Raw genomic sequence first — 19,674 nt, 5'->3', positions numbered from 1 at the left:
TCCTTTATGGTGTCTAAGTGATAGTCGTAATTACTGCTGACCGGCAGCGACAACTAATCAGTATCTAAAAGTCTTGTCCCAGACTCGCAAGTAACTTATGAGTTAGTATTTGAATCTGATTTAGTAGCTTTAGGCTTTTTAGCCTTAGGTCGTTGTTTGAAATGCCGTTTGAACCATGGTCCCCAAGTCTTCATATTCAACTTAGGTGGATTAACGGTCCAAGCAATCAAACCTGGTAAAATCAATGGGGTAATGAGGTTGCTTAAGATGATACCCACAACTAACATCACGCCAGTCGATTGTAGCAGTTGTTCTGGCATCCCGAGCATTGGTAAATAGAAGACCAATTCGAACAAGCTGACTGGTAGAATCAAGCGACCACTAAGGGCAAAATGATGTTTCAAATCGTCAGTGGCGAACTGATGTAACCAATCTTTGCGATTGACAGTTACCGTACTAATGAGTAACCAATGTAAGGTCAATAAGATACTACCCCAGATGAGGGTCAACCAAGGTAAGTTCCCCATATTGGCAAAGCTGGTATAAAGCAAGCGTGTAAAGCCCCAACTTGCCATAATGATCACACCTAAGCCGATGACCAAGTATTCGCTGAGGACAATTGAACGCAAGCCTAACCAGAGGCAGATGCCAATTAGAATGAAGGCTAATAAGCCCCACTTCAAGTAGTTAGAGATGAAGGTCTTACGAATGCTGCTTTGCGTGACCGTTTCACCACTATACGTGATGCCAGCTTTTGAGAGGGGTGTTGCTAATAAGCTGGCATTAACCGTCTGTTTAACCGCGCTTAATGCATGGAAGCTAGTGGTACTAGTTGGTGCGGTTTTAAAGGTGACGATTAACTGCGTTTGCTTACCATTTTTGCTTGTATTCGTGGTTAAACTGTTTTGGAAGAGGTCACTGTTGTAAGCATCATCTGGAATATAGAATGCTTTACCAACTTCACTGGCTTTCAAACTAGCCAAGTACGTACTAGTCGAGTTGACGGAACTATTGACTGTACCGACTAATTTAACCGTTTTAGCAAGGCGCTTCTTAACGGATTTAAGCTTGGTGTTCGTATCAGTATACATTGAGACGACACTATCTTGATTCATTTGAACGGTGCTGGTTAAATCAGTAATATCAGCAACTAAGCTATCGGCTTTGTTTAATTCCCGGTTCAAAGTTCTTAAAGCACTGCGGCTACGTTTATTCTTACCAGTAATGTTACCGGCCGTCATTTCGGTATTCACTAACGAACTAGAGATACGTTCATTGTAAGTTGATAACTTGTTAATCTGCTTTTGTAGTTTCTTTAACGCTTTGATCTGTTGGCCGACCTGGGCACTTGTCAACGTTTCTTGATTATTTTTTAGTTGTTTTTGAATCTTTTTAAGATCCTTTTGATTAACCGCTAAGTTGGCATTAATAGTGGCTAACTGATTGCCAACGTAATATTGGGCAACTTTTTGACCAGTCGGTTGCGTGACTGAAACCACTGATTTAACGCCAGCGACATGTTGTAATTTAGTCGTCAAAGCATCAAGCGTTTGTAAGTTGTTTTGAGTGGTTAAGTTATGATCAGCGTTGACATTGATAACGACTGGTGTTGCAGCACCAGCGCCAAAATGAGCGGTAATGACTTGATTACCATCTTCGGCATTGGTCGTTGTTGCTAGTAAGTCAGGTGTCAATGAATCATAGGAAAATTGGGCACGAGCAAACCATAGTCCGGGCACGATTAAGATTAAAGCGACTAACCAACCTAAGACTGGTTTCCAACTACTAAAGATTCCGAATTGGCCCCATAAATTTTTAGGATGATGCCCCCAAGACCGATTCCCTGGCCAACGTAAACCATGACCTAAAAGGGCAGCGAAGGTATAGTTTAAGGTTGGCACAGCCAGGGTTGTTAAGACGACGGCTAGTGCGACGATCCAACTAGAAGCAACTGCTGGTAATGCCGTAAAGCTCAAACCAACGGCCATCAGCGCGAGGCTGATTAGCACGATCAACCATTTCTTAAATTGTAAGGCCAGCGTCGCCAAGGCATCAGCTTCTAAGCTGTCGGCATCCTCGGCATTTGCCAAGTAATCGCTCATGTATGACCAGGTTAAAACAGTACTTAAAACGAGGACCACGATACCTACTATGAGCACACTATTGCCGGCAAATGGTAACCGCCAGAAATCAACCGCATTTGCGGCGATACTGGTCGTCGTAATTAAAGCGATTGTTTGAATCAATAAGTTAATTAATGGAATTAAAAGTGAACGGAAAATAATGCCGAGCAATAAGAGGGCACAAATCGCGCCAATGACTAAGATGGTAATGGTGTGATTTAATTGGGCTTGTTGTCGTTGTGCGGCAATTAAATTCGTACTGGTCACATAAGTCTTTAAACCGCTGACTTTAGCGGCATCGTTTAATTGATTAGCAACGACTTTTAGTTCGGATTGTTGCGTATCAATTGAGACCACGGCCAACTCAGTCGAGCCATCGTTGGACGTTAATAATTGCTGATCATTAGTTGAAGTATGTATCGTCCGGATTTGCTTGATACCATAATATTTAGCCTTTTTGTTAATCTGTGTTAAGGCCTTGTCAATCTTGGTTTGCTGACTTGGCAGTAACTTGGTTCGTTGATTATTAAAGACTAATACAAGCTGGTCAGTATGCGCTAAACCGCGCCCCCATTTGTTTTGTAGCTTCGTCAATTTTGCCGTGGAAACTTGGCTGCTCGTTTGGCTTTGATGGTTATCAATCAACGACTGCACATTTGGCAACGCCGCGATACCAACAAAGACTACGACAATCCAAAAAACCAAGAACAAAAATTTCGGTTTGAGAAATTTTTTCATGTGGATGTGACGCCCCTCATCTATTGATTTCGTTATGATAATACTACCATAGAAAACTCGCTGCTTGCATTACAATTGAATGATGTAACCGCTTGAAAAGACAAATCTGAGCAAATGACTGTAAATTATGCTATCCTATTAAAATTGTGGGAGGGGTGGTGCCATGAAAATCGACCGTTTTCAGGCGTTTAGTGATGGTATCTTTGCGATTTTAATTACGATTTTAGTGCTAGAGTTTCATATTCCAACATACCGTGAAGGGCATTTGTTAACGGCATTGTTAGCGCAGTGGCCACTATTTTTATCGTATGCTTTTTCGTATTTTTACGTTGGGACGTTGTGGTTATTCCATCATGATTATTTCAGCATGCTCAAACGGATTGACCGGAACGTAAACATATTGAATTTACTGATGCTTTTTAGTATCACCTTATTGGATTATCCAATGTCATTGGTGGCAGATGCATTGACGACGCGCAATCGCGCTGATATGCAGACGGCTTTCATCGTTTATGATTTAGTGGCGTTGTTTATTTCGGCAACCTTCTATTTTATGTATTTATATTTGCACCGCCATCAAGAGCTTAAAAATCCGGCTGTGACTGCTGACTTTTATGCAGTCATCAAATTTGATCCAGTACGTAGTGTCTCGATTTATGGTCTGGCAATCGTGGGGACCTTTTGGTCGATCTGGCTAGGGGCCATCTTGTTAGCCGGTGGGATTATTTTTCACTTTTTAGCTTATTTGCGAATGAGCAAGCAGTTGGCTTTAGCGAAAGGAAGCGCAGCATGAGTAATTATTCAGCATTATTAGGGCCTGATCGATATGATTTGGCGGTTAAATTAGCCCAACAATATCATTTGGATCCTAGTCAAGTCTTATTCGGTTATTTACAAGTCGTCAGTGATGTCACTGGTGGCACTGAGGCCGACCAAGCTGACTTACACGATCCTAAAGTGATGGCGGTTGTGAATGAACAATTCGACCATTTCTTAAAACGACGTCATTAAAAAAGGTTGCTGACTTTACGGTCAGCAACCTTTTTTAGTGGCATAGCTGAAACACTTGTAGTTGACGAGTCTTTTGGTCACGGAAGTAGTAGGTTTGATTCGTCAGGTCGATGATACTTTGATAATGCGTATCATGATGGTAAGGGCGCTGCTGTTTGGTGGCATCAACTGGTAAGCTGACTTCATCTAACCAGTTCAACAATGTTGGTATCGTGTTAGACGCTGTTTGTGGTGCGCGCCCCCAACGACGTAATGCAGTATGTAAGAAGCGAGTGGTCGGAATCGTACCAGTGGGTAAGACCGCATGCGTTTGACAGTAAGCTTGAATCGCAAGTTGGGTCTGGGGCGTAAAGGCATCTCCAGTGAGGCCGACTAATTGATTCAAGTTCGCTAGGTGCGTTGCTAAGACTGGTGTGTTAGTTAAGATACCACTAGGATTGGCGATGGCGTGCAAAGGCCCACCCGTTGGTTCAATGACAACTGTCATGCCAGTCGAATCAGTCAATAGCCAATGAAACGGGGATACTGGCTGGTGGTCGACCCAAGGACGATCGATCAGTGTGACCAGCGACAAGTCGGCAATGACTTGAGCCAAACTCGTGTGTTCACTGAGCACCCAGTTGATAAAGGCTTGTGGTGTTAAGTTAATGTGACCGACTACTGGGGTCGCTGCATAGTGAGCCACTTGGGGTAAAGTCAGTTCGGCACAAACTAAGCCGGTGCTATTGATGCCGTCAGCCATGAGATTGGTGGTGGTCGTTTGCGGATGGCGACCACCACCAAACCAGGCAAGGGTGCCAGTTCGCGTTGTGCCGAGCCCAGTTGGATAAGTTGATCCAGCGGCAATTGCTAGTGGTTGCCAAGTCGTCGTGGTCGGGAAATCCATCGTGCGTGCAAAGAAGTGATGATGGTCACTAGACTGATATGTAAAACTGGTACACATAATCTTAACCTGCCTTTTGGGGGATTAACGATCAAGCTGGCAATTGGTCAACTCGGCTAGCCTTTAATCGGGCGATGATGCCGTCGTCAGCGCATTTAAAATCGTGAAAACTAGCATTTAATCATTAAACCTTAATATAACCTAACCAGCCAGTTAATCAACCTAATCAATGGGCAAAGTAAGTTCATTTTTGAGTAAATTACCGCTAAATGTTGGTTAGATGATGGGACCAATAGTTAGCAGCTGGTTTAGGGCAAAAAAAAACGGCGCCCGTAATTGACGGTCTCCGTTTGAGTCTAGATAAGATGAAGCTCTAACTGCTGATGTCGTCATAGATTACCTAGACCAAACTGTTGACTGACTAGCATTCTTTTAGGCTAGCGTACATCTGATCTAAGTCATCAATTGTTGTCATCATTGGCATCTGATGCGCCGTATCAGGTCGGTCAGTTGAACAGCCTGATTGATTGTCGGCGTGAAAGCCATTAGGAATAACACCCTTAGCAGTCATCTGATGATAATATTCAGAAACTAGGTTAGCTGAGTTCATCTCTAAAGTATCTAAAACATGATTAACATCGGCAAATAGCCGCACACGCTTCGTACGCTTTTTAAATCGCATCTTCTCACCTCGACCCATATTCTGAACTATTTTAGGTGATTAGGCAACTAAAGTGAAACGGGTTAATCAATTTGATAACGGTTTCTTTCCAATGTCATCGCGAATATCAATTTTTTAATTAGTGAGTGAACACTTGATAAGCGATGAATCCTTGATATGACACGGTTTAATCGTCAACAGTTAAGTGTGATACAATTAAATCTGATCGTGGGGCATTATTTTTTAAATCTCATTGGTTTTTAATTTTTTGAATTGTGCTATAATAAAGTTTCAATAACTATCAAAGCGAGGTCTTCATTGTGAGTGGATATAACGTCGCGATTGTCGGTGCAACTGGCGCAGTTGGTGCGCGGATGATCAAAATGGTGGAACAAACTAGTCTACCAGTCAATTCAGTAAAATTATTAGCATCAAGTCGGTCAGCTGGAAAACAATTGAAGTTTAACGGCCAAGACTTAACGGTTGAAGAAACCGTGCCTGAATCATTTGAAGGAATTGATTTAGCATTGTTCTCAGCGGGTGGTTCAGTTTCTAAGAAATTTGCCCCCGAAGCAGTAAAACGTGGCGCCGTAGTTGTTGATAATACGAGTGCTTTCCGGATGGATCCGGAAGTCCCATTAGTTGTCCCAGAAGTTAACGAAGATGCCTTATACAAACATCATGGCATTATCGCTAACCCTAACTGTTCAACGATTCAAATGGTCGTTGCCTTAGCCCCAATCCGCAAAGCCTTTGGGTTGAAACGGGTTATCGTGTCAACTTACCAAGCGGTCAGTGGTGCGGGTAACCGGGCCGTCCAAGAATTACGGGACGAAGCGCAAGCTTACTTAGACGGTAAAGAAATGCAAGCCAGCATCTTACCAGTCTCTGGTGACAAGAAGCATTATCCAATCGCCTTCAATGCCTTACCACAAATCGATGTCTTTGAAGAAGACGGGTATACGCATGAAGAATGGAAGATGATCCATGAAACCAAGAAGATTATGTGTGGCGGCGATATGGACAGTAAAGACATCAAAGTAACGGCCACTTGTGTCCGGATTCCAGTGCCAGTAAGTCACTCGGAAGAGGTTTACTTTGAAGTTGAAGATGACAAAGCTGATGTTAAGGGAATTCAAGCAGCTTTAGCTGCGGCTCCTGGCATTGTCTTACAAGATGATCCAGATCATCAAATTTATCCACAAGCTCACAACGCTGAAGGCTCCAAGGATACCTTCGTTGGCCGGGTCCGTCCTGACCAAGAAACGCCAAAGGCATTCCATATGTGGGATGTTTCTGACAACTTATTGAAGGGTGCCGCTTGGAACTCAGTACAAATTGCAGAACATTTGGATAAGTTAGGCTTATTGCACATGCAATAAAAGAGTGTGGCGCGCGATGGGTAGCTGCTGAGCATTGCCTAGCTAGGGGATGATGGCGGTGTTCTTCCGTCATTGTCACCTAGCGTAGCAAGCGCAGGCCGCTATCGCGCAGAACACGTTTCAAAAAACAAAAGCCCGTATGATTCGATAACTTGAATCATACGGGCTTTTACTATGCAATTAGACTTAAAACAGCTTTAACCAGCTCAGTTGGGACTGCTTGATCAAACGTGATATTGACCCGTTTTTGACCGGTCGCATAACCAGCAGCTTTTGCTTGTGCGAGCACGTCGGGGGTTAAATCAGCCGAGATACTCAAACTAACGTGAGCCTTATAGGCGGCGACACTAACATAGGCCGCCCCCAGTTCATAAAAAGGTAAGTGCCATTTGATTTTGGGTGTGGCTTGCGGCAACGTTGTGGTAATCAGCTCGACCAACGTTTGTAAGTGTGGTTGGGCTGCCGGTGCGGCTATGGCAATGTATTCAGCAGTATCTTTAACTGGTGTACGACTTGGCATTAATGAGTCCAGCTTTCTTTATTTTCTAAATGAGTTTCGACGTAGGAGCCAGATTGTGAGGGCACAACCCGCTACTGCGATGACTAACGTGATTTCCCAACCAAATGGATTCTTGGTAAATGGTAAATCCACATTTTGACCAAAGAAGCCAAAGATAATATTGGGAATGGTTAAAACGATGGAGAAAATCGTCAGTAACCACATTGTATTGTTCAAACTGTTATCTAAGATATTCGAATAGGCGTTTGAAACCCGGCCGATAATATCAGAGGCAATGTTGGCCATTTCCAACCCTTGTTGCGCTTCGACGATGATGTCATCGAGGCGCTCTTTTTGCGTGGTTGAAAGTTTTATGGGTGCAAAGCGTTTGAGTGATTGCAACATGTCATTATTGGTTTTCAATGATGTCAAAAAGTAGACCAAAGTGGTTTCTAATTCCATTAATTGAATAATCACAGAGCGTTGAATCTGTTTGCGCATTTTTAATTGAATATTTTGGCGATCTTTGTTGATGGCATTGATTGCCTGGAAATATTGACGAGACAACTTATATAAAACGTCAAAAATATAATCGATTGGCCGTTGGACTTTTTCCCAGTCGGCATCGATAACATCGGCTAGCATATCTTCAACAAAATCAGTGTTATCAGTCGTGAAGGTCAGTAGGGTGTGCTCGACTAACATAAAGCTCACCTGCGCTGTATAAGTACCTTCATCGGCATTTTTCGTGACCACGTCAAAGATAATGGTCGTAATCGCACTTTTGGCATCGTATTCCAACCGGCCACGTTCATGGCGGTCGGTGGCATAGCCAAGCATTTCATCGGTGACGTGCTCTTCATTGATCAGCTGATGGTAATCATTATCGGTATAATTGTTAACCGCGACCCACCGGAAATCGTCGCTTAAAGCTTGTACTTTTATCATTTTTCAAACTTCCAGATTTTTGATTTACTCCCAATTTACCATGCTTCGGACCTGAACGTAAAGGGCTTTTTAATGAACCGTGGTATGACTGAGTCGTTCACACCAAAGTTGATGCTGGCGACTGAAGAAAGTGAGTAACAAGTCATAACTGATGACTAATAAGATTAATGAGACGGCAACTAATGAAATGTCCCAACGATTTAACTCCGGACTTGGGACATTGCCGAGTTTGTTGAAGAACCACAAGTCTAAAAAGAGTAACGGTAAACTGACGAGGTATAAGCCGCCATAGTGAATCAGCAATTGCCATCCCGATGCCGGGGTGCCGTCGGTACTGACGATGCGACTGTTCATGAGCCAGCCGCCGATGGTGCTACCATGCCAAAGCTTGGCTGGCAGCCAAAAAAATAAGAAGATATTAAACAAATATAACCAGCGAAAATCATGTGGTAAGGGCCAGTTAAAATGTTTAACTAAGACAAAGTAAACGGCATCAAATGCGGCAATCGCTGCCCAATCCAGTACCAATGCGATGATCCGCCGCCAGTTGATTGGATGGTCGGTATGTTGTAGTTGACGGGAATGATCGGTTTGCCACCACTTCTTAGGCAGCATCACTAAGGCAACTGCGCCAAGCCAACCACCGAATGTATTGGTAATCAAATCATCAACATCAAACATCCGATAAGCCCGTGAATAATACCCGTAAAGGCCAGTTAGCTGAGTCGTTTCAAAGAACAATGAGAGCGCAAAGCTAGCTAAGGTGATTAACCAAAGGGGCCAGTGGTGTCGAGCTTTTAAGTAAGCCCCAAATGGCATTAACAGTAACACGTTAAAAAACGGTTGAAAGAAAGTTGATGTTTTAAACGTTGCAATCCAAGTTGCCGGATTACTCAATTGAAACCCAGTCAGTAATTTAAGTTGCGTGACGAAGTAAAAGGGCTGCAAATTGTATTCAGCGGTCGTTAAACTTGCCACTGAGCTCCGTGATGGTAATGGCAAAATAATCAGTAAGTAAGCGGCTGCCAAGTACCAGATAAAGGAATAGGTACTGACGATTCGGCGTTCGCTTAACGTCTGTTTGCTGTGAAGTTGCCCGGCTAAGATTAAAATGGCGACGAGTAACGTCACAAATGGTAACGCCAAAATAATGATGTGAGCTGGTTCAAGTAAAGTACTCACGATATGACTGGACTTGGCCAGTTGGTAAAGTTTTGTAATTAAGTTTTGCATAATGGCGTCCCCCTGAGAATTGACTATGCCCATTGTACTGGAGAATTGTGACTGAATGATGGTAATTAACCTTTTTTTCATAGAAAATAAAGGATTTCATAAACATTGGTCTAGTCGGCGGGGGCGATCAACGATTATGAAACAAAATGCGTCGATTATGTGATGGGATTAATATTATGGCCGTGGTATGTTAAAATAATATGCTTATTGACGGGGAACGATTTAAAGGAGCTTTTAAAAAAATATGTGGGTTATTAATTTAATGAATGACTTTGTGATTGGGTATCCAATCCTGGTGGCGGCGCTTTGGATTATTGGCTGTTTGTATTTTGGCAAATTCCAACGAACCCAACCACGACCAGAATTAACACCGGCAACAGCACCGTTAGTGTCCATTCTAGTACCAGCGCACAATGAAGAAGATACCTTAAAAGGGGCAGTCGCTTCAATCGCGGCCTTACACTATCATAATTTTGAAATTATTCTAATCGATGATAAGAGTAGTGACCGCACGCTACAAATGATGTACGCGTTGCAAGCAACGTATGCCAAGCGCTTTTTGATCAAGGTCGTCCCGATTCCAGTGAATCAAGGGAAAGCCAATGCGATGAATCAAGGCTTAAAAGTGGCGAATGGTGATTATATTTTAGGGATTGATTCAGATTCAATTTTGGATTATCAATCCTTGTCAGAACTTGTCAAAACGTTGAATAGTGATCCAAAGATTGGGGCCGTGGCTGGTAAACCAGTGGTTCGTAATCGGACTACGATTTTAGGGCGTTTACAACTACTGGAATACATTGGGGTCATTGATATCATCAAAAAGGCCCAAGCCTTTTTGACTGGCCGGATTACGACTGTTTCCGGTGTGATCGTCGGGTTTCGACGAACCGCACTTGAAGATGTTGGTGGCTGGAATCCCGCGGTGATGACTGAAGATATTGATATCACTTGGCGCATGTATCGGCATGGTTGGCAAGTCCGTTATGAACCACGGGCGATTTGTTGGATTTTAGTGCCGGAAAGTGTCCGTAATCTCATCAAGCAACGTCAACGCTGGTCACGTGGCGGCCTTGAAGTCTTAGTGGGGAATCGTGATGTTTTAGCGCATGGTCGCTGGAGTAAACGGGCCTTATTATATGAGACGGTCATCAGTAATATTTGGGCGATTTGTACGTCATTAAGTTTGATCTCATGGGTCTTAAATTTAATTATGGTTCATTCGATTCAATTAGATGGCGATATTTTGTTGATTTTGTTAGTGATTAGTTTTACCCAATTTGGGATCGGGTTTAAAGCGTCGCAAGCGGCCGCTTATTTGCAATGGCGCGATTTATTGCTGATTCCGGTCTATATTTTGTATTACTGGATGATTAACTTAGTCAGTTGTATTGCCGCGATTATTTCATTTGTGCTTGATCCAGACCGGATTGGGACTTGGACTAGTCCGGATCGGGGGTTGAAGTAATGCGTTCTAGTGAAAAGTTTATTATCCGCAAGCAGACGAGTCATCGTCGGACCTTAGGGCGGGTGCTGATTTTAGCGGCGCTATGGTTATTCGTGGCCTTTGTAATCGTGGTTAATCTCGGTTTCATCTTTCATGTTTATAGTGATACGCTAGTTAGCTTTTACTTATTGATGAACTTGGATTATAAGTTATACGGCATTGTTGTTGGGACGATCGTAGTCGTCTCATTATTGATTTGGGCCTATTCGGCATGGCGGTTACGTAAATTACGGGGGAAACAAGCATGAATCGGCAGAAACGAAAATTATTAATTTGGTGTGCCGCCATTTTAGTTGTTGTCGGGATGGGCTTTACAGTGAAGCAGAATTTCCAGTTCAACAAGGGTGGCAATGAAAACTACGCGTTGCGGCCGCAAGATAAGCAAGTCAAGAATGGCATTATCATTTTTTGCTACCATCGGATTTTGAAAAATACGGCTGGCGTTCAGTTGTCGAAAGTATTATCAAGTAACTCGCAGTTACATGATTTTGATGTGCCGGCCGATCAGTTCGCCAAACAAATGGCTTATTTACATCGGCACCATGTCAAAGTGATCTCGAGTGCGCAAATGGCCAAGATGAAGGCCAGTGGCCAACCAATAAAAGGCAAATATGTGGTCTTAACGTTTGATGATATTGACCGGACGACGATTGATAATGCGTTGCCAATTATGAAAAAGTATCACATGCCATTTACGACGTTCATTATTACGGGGAATACGGGCCGTTATCGTGAAGGTACGCAATTAGCGACTTGGTCGCAAATCAAGGCAGCCAAAAAATCGGCGGGGTCGTTAATGACCTTGGGATTGCATACGCATGATATGCATTACTTGACCAAGAAGTTTACCCCGATCTTTGATCAGCCGAATGAATATCATCACTTTACTAAAGATTTTGCGACTAGCAAACGGGAGTTAAAAGCTCATATGGGTGTTAATGCGCAGATGTTTGCTTATCCATATGGGAGTGGCCCAGAACGGATCAATCACTTTTTAAGTAAGCAACATTTGACGCAAGGAATTGCAACGCTGGATGTTGGGATTGTGACGGATCAAACGGCAATGACTAATTTGCCACGGATGATCGTGAATAGTAATAGTTGGCCTAGTATTGAAAAGTGGGTCGTGAAATAAATAGTATTGAATAGTCGCCATCACGTCAAAATTTTTGACGTGAGAGCGGCTATTTTTTGATTTCGGTTAAATTGCTATTTTGAGATAAATGTGGTTGAATAGTGGTCAATTATTAAAAGGGGCTGAGAAAATGTTAATGGATGGTCATACCCACACCGAACTATGTCCGCATGGTAGTGGCGAATCAACTGAAAAAATGGTCCAGCGAGCGATTCAATTAGGGCTACAAAAATACTGCATCACCGAACATGCGCCATTGCCACCAACGTATGCGGCAACTTACGCTGGTGACCCGACTGGGATTACGACCGCATCGCTAACGATGGCACAAGTACCACAATACTTAGCGTTGGGCCAACAGTTACAACAACAATATCGTGACCAAATTGACATCTCGATTGGTTTTGAAGTCGATTATTTGCCAGGGTTTGAAGCGTGGACGCGGGACTTCTTGAATACGTATGGCCCTAAAACACAGGAAAGTATTTTATCAGTCCACTTTATGCCGGGAATCAATCATAAAAACTGGGCGATCGACTTGTCACCAGAAAACTTTGGGGTAGCCTTTCAACCATGGTTATCACAGCCACAAGCCCTGTTCAAGATTTACTATCAAACGGTCTTAGCTTCGGTGCAGGCCGACTTAGGACCGTATGCTCCGCAACGGATTGGACATATGAGTCTCGTTAGAAAATATCAAGATTACTTTGCATTGACCACCCCGTTTGCTGATGAAAATTTAAGGTTAGTTGATCAAATATTAGCTTTGATTAAAACCCAACAACGGGAATTGGATTTAAATTTAGCCGGTTTGTTCAAACCATTTTGTAACGATTTTTATCCTGGTAATCAAATCCTAAAACGGGCGCAAAAGCTAGATATTCCGCTAGTTTATGGTTCTGATGCCCATGATATTTTAAGCGTCGGTCGCGGCCAGCATCTCATAAAAAAATTAATTTTGGGTTGACAAATGCTGATTAAGTTACTAGAATGAATTTTAAATTAAATGCCTAATCAAATTTTAATAAATGGTTGTGATTAGAAAAAGTAGTTAATAACTTCCTCATCCAGAGAGTTCGGGTAGCTGAGAACCGAGCAGATATTATTAACGAACCCACATCTATGAACTGCCAAGGTGAACCAGGTAAATTAGCCTTGGCCGAATGGTTTCGTTATCCAAGTTGACGATCAGTCAACATGAGGTTACCAGTGTGAGCTGGTAACGAAATAAGGTGGAACCACGTGTGAACGTCCTTTTAGCATAATGCTAGAAGGGCGTTTTTTTATTAAGAGTGTGAAGGCGGGCGGTAGCTGCTGAGCATTAGCCTAGCTAGGGGAATATGCCGGTGGGTTTTCCGGGATAATTCCCTAGCGTAGCTAAGCGGAGGCCGCTGCCCAACTGAACACGTTTCAACCAAAAAAGATTAGCGCAACTAAACAAGGGGGTCTTGCACATGTTAAGTAATCTATTACCACTCGGTACCCGCGATGAATTTGGTCAATGGGCCGCGACTAAACAACAACTCATCGCGGTGATCCAAGCCCATTTCAAGCAACGTGGCTTAGCCCCGATTGCAACGCCATTGCTAGAGAATCAAGCGGTTTTTGCACCCTATCAAATGGGTAACTATCAGTTGTATCGGTTGCTTGACCCGGAAGGACAGACCCTGGTTTTACGGCCGGATATGACGTTACCGATTGCCCGTTTTCTGAGTGCGACCAAAGTACCGTTACCACAAAAATTTGGCTATGTCGGTGATATTTTTCGCGTTAGCCGGCGGTTGTCCGGATCCTATAATCAGATCACGCAAGCCGGGGTTGAGCTGATCGGTTATGCATCGTTGAAAGCTGAATTAGAGTGTTTGGCGATTGCCAATCAATTGAGCGCTGAATTAATCGATGATGATGTTGAAATTGAATTGGGCGATGCCCAATTTGCCCAACAAGTTGTGGCAACTTTAACCAATGACCCGCAGCAACAAGCCGCGATTAAAACCGCGCTATTCAATAAGCAGGTGCCACAATATACCGCTTTGATTGCCGCGTATCAAGACCAAGCACTTTATCCATTTTTGCAGCGGTGGCCGCGTTTATTTGGTCAACCAGCCCAAGTTTTCCAGCAATTGGCTCAAGCCCCGTTACCAGCAAGTGTGACGCCATGTCTGAGCCAACTAAAAACAGTTGTCGCCTGGATGCAAACGACGATGCCGGCCCAAGCGGTCTCCATCGACTTAAGCAGTCAGGCACCGCAGAAGTATTACACTGGACTCACCTTTCGCGGCTTTTCACAAGCCGGTGCGGGCTACTTATTCAGCGGTGGTCGCTATGATCAGTTGTTGGCTAACTTCCAAGCTAAAAGTGAACCAGCCGTTGGTATGGGGCTTGATGTGGATTTGTTGACCGAGCTTGCCCTGCAGCCTAGTTCAGCGACGCCGACGGCAGTGATTTACTTTAATCCCGATCAATGGTCACAGGCTGAAGCAGTCTTGGCTGCACAACCGCAAGCGCGATTGAGTCTAGCTGATGATCGGGCGGGCGCCATGATTGAAGCCCAGCAGTTAGGCGCAACTTTGATTGATTTAACGGAGGGGACAGCCAATGCCTAAAACACGATTGAAAATTGCCCTAACCAAAGGGCGCGTTGAACAGCAAGTGATCCCATTACTTGAACAAGCTGGCATTGATTGTCAGCAATTACGGCATAAGCAGCGCCGCTTGATTTTTGATTCTAAGTCCCAGCCGTATGAGTTCATCTTAGCCAAAGGGCCAGACGTGACCACCTTTTTAGAACGTGGCGCCGCTGATATTGGCATCGTCGGTAGTGACATTTTAGTCGAACATCAAAGCACACAATATGAATTGTTGGATTTAGGTGTTGGTGAATGCCAGTTTGTGCTGGCCTCTACTCAGGATTTTGATCCACGGGCCCCGCGCCGGAAAATTATCGGGACAAAATACCCATTGATTACCAAACGCTATTTTGACCGGTTAGGCCAAGATGTTGAAATTATCAAGATCGAAGGTTCAGTTGAGTTGGCCCCGTTAACGGGATTGGCGGATGCCATCGTTGATATTACGGAAACTGGAACGACTATTCGAGAAAATCAATTACAAATTTATGATTATTTACAGCCGGTTTCAACCCGGTTAGTTGTGAATCGGCTGGCGTTAAAACAACAAGCGACGTCGATTTATCAGTTGGTCGATCGCTTAAGTGCCGTCGTCAATGCCAATGCGAAAAAGGAAGTTATGCCATCATGAAAATTATTAATGAAGATTTAGCAAGCTTAAAGCAGTTAGTTCAAACTAAGACGCAACAATTAACGGATGCTAACGTGGTTGCCAGTGTACAAGCCATTATTGCCAACGTGATTCAAAACGGGGACACCGCACTACGGCAATATGAACAGCAATTTGATCAGGTGACGATTGACCAGTTCAAGCTCGACCAAGCCACAATCGATACGGCATACGCTAACTTGGACCCAGCTATTAAAGATGCCTTGTTGTTAGCCAAGCGCAATATTACCAGTTTCCACGAAAAGGAAAAGGCGACCGGGTTCATCGATGCTGAACAACCTGGCGTCTTACGTGGACAAAAGCTACTGCCACTCAACCGGGTCGGCCTCTATGTACCAGGTGGCACGGCTGCGTATCCGTCAACGATTTTGATGAGTGCCTTGCCCGCTAAGATTGCTGGGGTTAATGAAGTGATTATGGTGACCCCGCCGCAAGCCGATGGCATTAATCCAGCGGTCTTAGCCGCGGCGAAAATTGCCGGGGTCGATGCGATTTATCAAGTTGGTGGCGCCCAAGCGATTGCGGCCCTGGCCTACGGGACTGATTCGATTCCCCAAGTGGATAAAATCATTGGTCCCGGGAATGTTTTTGTGGCGACGGCGAAAAAGCAAGTCTTTGGTCAAGTTGCCATTGATATGGTTGCCGGGCCATCTGAGATTGGCATCATCGCTGATGACAGTGCCAATCCGCGTGAGTTGGCGGCTGATTTGTTGAGCCAAGCGGAGCATGATAAATTAGCGCGACCGATTCTAATTACAGATAGTCCTAAGTTGGCTCAAGCGGTGAGTGATAACGTTACGTCGCAACTGAAGGTGTTACCACGCACGGAAATTGCGACGGCTTCGGTGATGAACAAAGGGTTCATCGCTGTTGTCGATCAAGTCGCCGATATGTTTGACCTCATGAATACCGTGGCGCCTGAACACTTAGAGATTCAGTTACAAAATCCTACCCAATACTTAAACTTGATTAAAAATGCTGGCTCGGTTTTCCTAGGCCGGTATGCGTCAGAGCCACTTGGCGATTATGTGGCGGGGCCTAATCATATCTTGCCAACTAGTGGGACCGCCCGCTTTAGTTCACCACTAGGGGTGTATGACTTCGTCAAACGGACCTCATTTATTCAATATACGAAGCCCGCGTTAGCGAAAGAAGCCCAAGCGATTACGACTTTAGCGCGGGTCGAAGGGCTAGAAGGTCATGCCCGAGCGATTGAAGCGCGATTTGACACGTATTACGACTAAGGAGGTCATCAGTATGCGACAAGCAACCATTAAACGCGTTACCAAAGAAACCCAAATTGAAGTGAGTTTAAATCTAGATGAACAAAGTGGAATTGAAATCGACACCGGGATTGGCTTTTTGAATCACATGTTGAATTTATTTGCCAAGCACGGGCGCTTTGGGCTCGTCGTCAAAGCCCATGGTGACTTAGCCGTTGATCCACACCACACGACTGAAGATACCGGCATCGTCTTAGGGGAATGCTTTAAACAAGCTTTAGGCGATAAGGTGGGCATTGAACGGTATGGCACTGAATTTGTGCCGATGGATGAGACGCTGGGGCAAGTCAGTGTTGATTTGAGTGGTCGGTCATATTTAGTCTTTGATGCGGAGTTAACTAATCCACGCTTAGGCGGGCTGGATACAGAAACGGTCGAAGACTTTTTCCAGGCGGTGGCGTTTGCGGCTGAGATGAACTTACACGCGCGTATCTTGTATGGCCGTAATACCCATCACAAAGTTGAAAGTTTATTCAAAGCTTTTGGCCGAGCGATGCGCGCCGCAGTCACGATTAATCCTGATATTCAGGGGGTCAATTCGACAAAGGGTGTGATTTAAATGTTTGCAATCGTAGATTATGATACTGGGAATACCCGCAATTTAAAAAAAGCCTTTGATTATTTGCAGGTGCCAACACAGTTAACCGCTGATCCGGTTGAATTAGCGGCGGCCGATGCCGTGATTTTACCAGGCGTTGGGGCGTTTGCGGCCGCGATGACGGCTTTAAATGACCGGCAACTCGTGCCCGTGCTACAACGATTGGCACAAGCCGGTAAGCCGATGCTCGGGATTTGCTTAGGCATGCAATTATTATTTGAAAGTAGTAATGAATATGGCAATCATGATGGCTTGGGCTTATTGCAAGGCCGGGTTACGGCGTTACCAGCTGACTTAGGCGTGAAAGTCCCACAAATGGGTTGGAATCAAAATGTCGTGCAACAGCCCGCGAGTCCTTTTAAAGCGCTTGATCAAAACTACACTTATTTTGTTCATTCTTATTATGCGATTTGTCCGGCTGAAGAAATCGTGGCGACTGTCCAACACGGTGTCCGTGTCCCCAGTGTCGTGCAACGACAAAATGTCGTTGGTATGCAGTTTCATCCGGAAAAAAGTGGTCAAGTTGGGTTGCAACAATTAGCGACGTTTAAGGAAATGGTGAGTGCACATGATTTTTCCCGCAATTGATTTAAAAGCCGGTCAAAGTGTCCGGTTATACCAAGGTGATTTTCAACAAGCGACGTTAATCAACGCTGATCCAGTGGCCCAGGCGCAACAAATCAATGCGGCTGGTCTCAACCAGTTACATTTAGTCGATCTCGATGGTGCTAAGTCCGGCCAGCCTGAAAATACCGCGACGATCGCGGCTGTGCGGCAGGCCTTTACGGGAACACTAGAACTCGGTGGTGGGATTCGGAGTTATGAGTTAGCCGCGCGGTACTTAAAACTAGGCATCGATCGGTTGATTATTGGCTCAGCAGCATTAACCAATCCGGCATTAGTGCGGCGCTTACTGACCGAGTTTGGCGGTGATCGGATCGTTATTGGCGTCGATGGTCAAAATGGTCAAGTCGCGATCGATGGTTGGCTATCCCAATCACAAACAAAGATGAGTACGCTGATTCAAACGATGATAGCTAGTGGCGCCAAGCACTTCATCGTCACTGACGTGGCCCGTGATGGTACCTTGCAAGGGCCTAATGTGGCGTTGCTGACGCAATTACAAGCGCAAGTGCCAGCGGCCAACTTGATTGCCAGTGGTGGCATTCGGAATGTGGCTGACTTGCAGACATTGCAAGCGCTTGGAATCCAAGACGCCATCGTTGGCAAAGCCTTATATGCTGGGACCTTGACATTAGCAGATTTAGCGGAGGTGGATGCATGTTAGCAAAACGATTAATTCCATGTTTAGATGTGGCAGATGGGCGTGTCAAAAAAGGCGTTAACTTTGTGAACTTAACGGACGTGGGAGACCCGGTTGAGATCGCCGCCGCTTATCAGCAGCAAGGCGCCGATGAATTGGTTTTCTTAGATATTGCCGCAACTAATGAACATCGTAAAACGATGGCCGCGTTAGTCGAACAAGTTTCTGCGCAAGTCTTTATGCCATTAACGATTGGTGGTGGCATTAGCAGTGTGGCCGATATGCAGCGCCTTTTAAAAGCTGGCGCTGACAAAGTCGCCATTAATTCAGCGGCCGTGGCGCAACCAGCTTTGATTCAAGCTGGTGCTGAAAAATTCGGTAACCAATGTATCGTTGTTGCCATTGATGCGGCTTGGGATGAGCAGGCCCAGATGTATCGGGTCTATACGCATGGTGGCAAACAAGCCACGGATCTGGATGCGATTGCCTGGGCGCAACAAGTGGTCGCCCTAGGTGCTGGTGAATTATTAGTCACTAGTATGGACCGCGATGGGACTAAAGCAGGGTTTGATTTAAAGCTGTATCAAGCGTTAGGTGAAGTGGTCGCCGTGCCAATTATTGCTTCGGGTGGTGCGGGTAACTTACAAGATTTTGTGACCGTCTTTGAGCAGGCACCTGTCGATGGGGCGCTGGCGGCCTCGGTCTTTCATTATGGAGAGTTAACGATTGGTCAAGTTAAGCAAGCCCTAGCAGCTAAAGGAGTGGTTGTCAGATGAGTGTTGAACCAGATTTTGAAAAAGGCCATGGCTTAGTGACGACCGTGGTGACCGATGCCACGACGCAGGCCGTTTTAATGGTCGCTTGGATGAACGCGGAAAGTTATCGGCGGACCTTAGCTACTGGGCAAACCTGGTTTTGGTCACGTTCGCGCCAAGAACTGTGGCATAAAGGCGCCACCAGTGGCAATTTACAAGATGTAGTCGAAATTCAACTTGACTGTGATAACGATACGTTGTTAATTGCGGTGAATCCGCATGGCCCGGCCTGTCACACTGGCCATCAAAGTTGTTTCTTTAAAACCGTCATGACAAAGAAAGAAGATTAAAACA

General features: G+C 44.8%; 21 protein-coding genes and 1 other annotated feature. Of the genes, 15 read left to right on the top strand and 6 right to left on the bottom strand.

Annotated features, from left to right (window positions below):
- Positions 1 to 95 precede the first annotated feature (95 nt).
- On the bottom strand, positions 96 to 2,861 hold the full coding sequence (locus FFM75_RS01645; RefSeq protein ID WP_137627456.1) for an MMPL family transporter: 2,766 nt from the start codon (positions 2,859 to 2,861) through the stop codon (positions 96 to 98).
- Between the two features lie 163 nt (positions 2,862 to 3,024).
- Here FFM75_RS01645 and FFM75_RS01640 point away from each other — a divergent pair, with 163 nt between their 5' ends.
- The gene (locus FFM75_RS01640; RefSeq protein ID WP_137627455.1) at positions 3,025 to 3,654 is read left to right on the top strand and encodes a TMEM175 family protein; all 630 of its coding nucleotides are present in this window, start codon (positions 3,025 to 3,027) and stop codon (positions 3,652 to 3,654) included.
- Entirely contained in the window at positions 3,651 to 3,872 is a 222-nt protein-coding gene (locus tag FFM75_RS01635) for a hypothetical protein (RefSeq protein WP_137627454.1), read from the top strand. Before FFM75_RS01640 ends, FFM75_RS01635 begins: the two co-directional genes overlap by 4 nt.
- Positions 3,873 to 3,906: 34 nt before the next feature.
- Here the strand turns inward: FFM75_RS01635 and FFM75_RS01630 are convergent, their stop codons facing one another.
- Positions 3,907 to 4,815 (bottom strand): linear amide C-N hydrolase, encoded by a 909-nt coding sequence (locus FFM75_RS01630; protein WP_137627453.1) that lies wholly within the window; start codon positions 4,813 to 4,815, stop codon positions 3,907 to 3,909.
- Between the two features lie 361 nt (positions 4,816 to 5,176).
- Positions 5,177 to 5,437 (bottom strand): hypothetical protein, encoded by a 261-nt coding sequence (locus FFM75_RS01625; RefSeq protein WP_137627452.1) that lies wholly within the window; start codon positions 5,435 to 5,437, stop codon positions 5,177 to 5,179.
- A gap of 299 nt (positions 5,438 to 5,736) precedes the next feature.
- Between FFM75_RS01625 and FFM75_RS01620 the strand changes: the two genes are divergently transcribed.
- Positions 5,737 to 6,798 (top strand): aspartate-semialdehyde dehydrogenase, encoded by a 1,062-nt coding sequence (locus FFM75_RS01620; RefSeq protein WP_137627451.1) that lies wholly within the window; start codon positions 5,737 to 5,739, stop codon positions 6,796 to 6,798.
- Positions 6,799 to 6,970: 172 nt separating this feature from the next.
- On the opposite strand, the gene FFM75_RS01615 is transcribed toward FFM75_RS01620, so the two are convergent.
- The 3 genes from FFM75_RS01615 to FFM75_RS01605 form a co-directional block, all read right to left on the bottom strand.
- Positions 6,971 to 7,318 carry a DUF1801 domain-containing protein gene (locus tag FFM75_RS01615; RefSeq protein WP_137627450.1) on the bottom strand — a complete coding sequence of 116 codons (348 nt, stop codon included), beginning with the start codon at positions 7,316 to 7,318 and terminating at the stop codon, positions 6,971 to 6,973.
- A gap of 18 nt (positions 7,319 to 7,336) precedes the next feature.
- Positions 7,337 to 8,245 (bottom strand): magnesium transporter CorA family protein, encoded by a 909-nt coding sequence (locus FFM75_RS01610; RefSeq protein WP_137627449.1) that lies wholly within the window; start codon positions 8,243 to 8,245, stop codon positions 7,337 to 7,339.
- 69 nt (positions 8,246 to 8,314) lie between these two features.
- Positions 8,315 to 9,478, bottom strand: coding sequence for a VanZ family protein (locus tag FFM75_RS01605; protein WP_137627448.1), 1,164 nt, complete (start codon positions 9,476 to 9,478; stop codon positions 8,315 to 8,317).
- 244 nt (positions 9,479 to 9,722) lie between these two features.
- Between FFM75_RS01605 and FFM75_RS01600 the strand changes: the two genes are divergently transcribed.
- The 12 genes from FFM75_RS01600 (at position 9,723) to hisI (ending at position 19,670) form a co-directional block, all read left to right on the top strand.
- Complete coding sequence (locus FFM75_RS01600; protein WP_307722388.1) at positions 9,723 to 10,946, top strand: glycosyltransferase family 2 protein; 1,224 nt, start codon at positions 9,723 to 9,725, stop codon at positions 10,944 to 10,946.
- The gene (locus tag FFM75_RS01595) at positions 10,946 to 11,233 is read left to right on the top strand and encodes a hypothetical protein (protein ID WP_137627447.1); all 288 of its coding nucleotides are present in this window, start codon (positions 10,946 to 10,948) and stop codon (positions 11,231 to 11,233) included. Before FFM75_RS01600 ends, FFM75_RS01595 begins: the two co-directional genes overlap by 1 nt.
- Entirely contained in the window at positions 11,230 to 12,120 is an 891-nt protein-coding gene (locus tag FFM75_RS01590) for a polysaccharide deacetylase family protein (RefSeq protein ID WP_137627446.1), read from the top strand. The genes FFM75_RS01595 and FFM75_RS01590 overlap by 4 nt, the downstream gene beginning before the upstream one ends.
- A 130-nt stretch (positions 12,121 to 12,250) precedes the next feature.
- A complete protein-coding gene (gene hisJ / locus FFM75_RS01585) occupies positions 12,251 to 13,087 on the top strand; it encodes a histidinol-phosphatase HisJ (RefSeq protein ID WP_137627445.1) in 837 nt (278 codons plus the stop codon).
- 58 nt (positions 13,088 to 13,145) lie between these two features.
- Positions 13,146 to 13,379 (top strand) — a binding site (T-box leader).
- Between the two features lie 195 nt (positions 13,380 to 13,574).
- Entirely contained in the window at positions 13,575 to 14,726 is a 1,152-nt protein-coding gene (locus tag FFM75_RS01580) for an ATP phosphoribosyltransferase regulatory subunit (RefSeq protein ID WP_137627444.1), read from the top strand.
- Complete coding sequence (hisG, locus tag FFM75_RS01575) at positions 14,719 to 15,381, top strand: ATP phosphoribosyltransferase (protein ID WP_137627443.1); 663 nt, start codon at positions 14,719 to 14,721, stop codon at positions 15,379 to 15,381. Before FFM75_RS01580 ends, hisG begins: the two co-directional genes overlap by 8 nt.
- Entirely contained in the window at positions 15,378 to 16,664 is a 1,287-nt protein-coding gene (gene hisD, locus FFM75_RS01570) for a histidinol dehydrogenase (protein WP_137627442.1), read from the top strand. Before hisG ends, hisD begins: the two co-directional genes overlap by 4 nt.
- Positions 16,665 to 16,677: 13 nt before the next feature.
- Positions 16,678 to 17,262: an imidazoleglycerol-phosphate dehydratase HisB gene (hisB, locus tag FFM75_RS01565; RefSeq protein ID WP_137627441.1), complete on the top strand. Its 585-nt coding sequence runs from the start codon at positions 16,678 to 16,680 to the stop codon at positions 17,260 to 17,262.
- Complete coding sequence (hisH, locus tag FFM75_RS01560; protein WP_137627440.1) at positions 17,263 to 17,889, top strand: imidazole glycerol phosphate synthase subunit HisH; 627 nt, start codon at positions 17,263 to 17,265, stop codon at positions 17,887 to 17,889.
- A complete protein-coding gene (gene hisA / locus FFM75_RS01555) occupies positions 17,870 to 18,589 on the top strand; it encodes a 1-(5-phosphoribosyl)-5-[(5-phosphoribosylamino)methylideneamino]imidazole-4-carboxamide isomerase (RefSeq protein WP_137627439.1) in 720 nt (239 codons plus the stop codon). The genes hisH and hisA overlap by 20 nt, the downstream gene beginning before the upstream one ends.
- Entirely contained in the window at positions 18,583 to 19,341 is a 759-nt protein-coding gene (gene hisF / locus FFM75_RS01550) for an imidazole glycerol phosphate synthase subunit HisF (protein WP_137627438.1), read from the top strand. The genes hisA and hisF overlap by 7 nt, the downstream gene beginning before the upstream one ends.
- Positions 19,338 to 19,670, top strand: coding sequence for a phosphoribosyl-AMP cyclohydrolase (gene hisI / locus FFM75_RS01545; protein WP_137627437.1), 333 nt, complete (start codon positions 19,338 to 19,340; stop codon positions 19,668 to 19,670). The genes hisF and hisI overlap by 4 nt, the downstream gene beginning before the upstream one ends.
- Positions 19,671 to 19,674: the final 4 nt, after the last annotated feature.

This window comes from Lactiplantibacillus daowaiensis (assembly GCF_005405085.1).
Lineage (GTDB): Bacteria > Bacillota > Bacilli > Lactobacillales > Lactobacillaceae > Lactiplantibacillus > Lactiplantibacillus daowaiensis.
The sequence above is the reverse complement of the archived record's forward strand: the minus strand, read 5'-3'. Positions and strand labels throughout refer to the sequence as shown.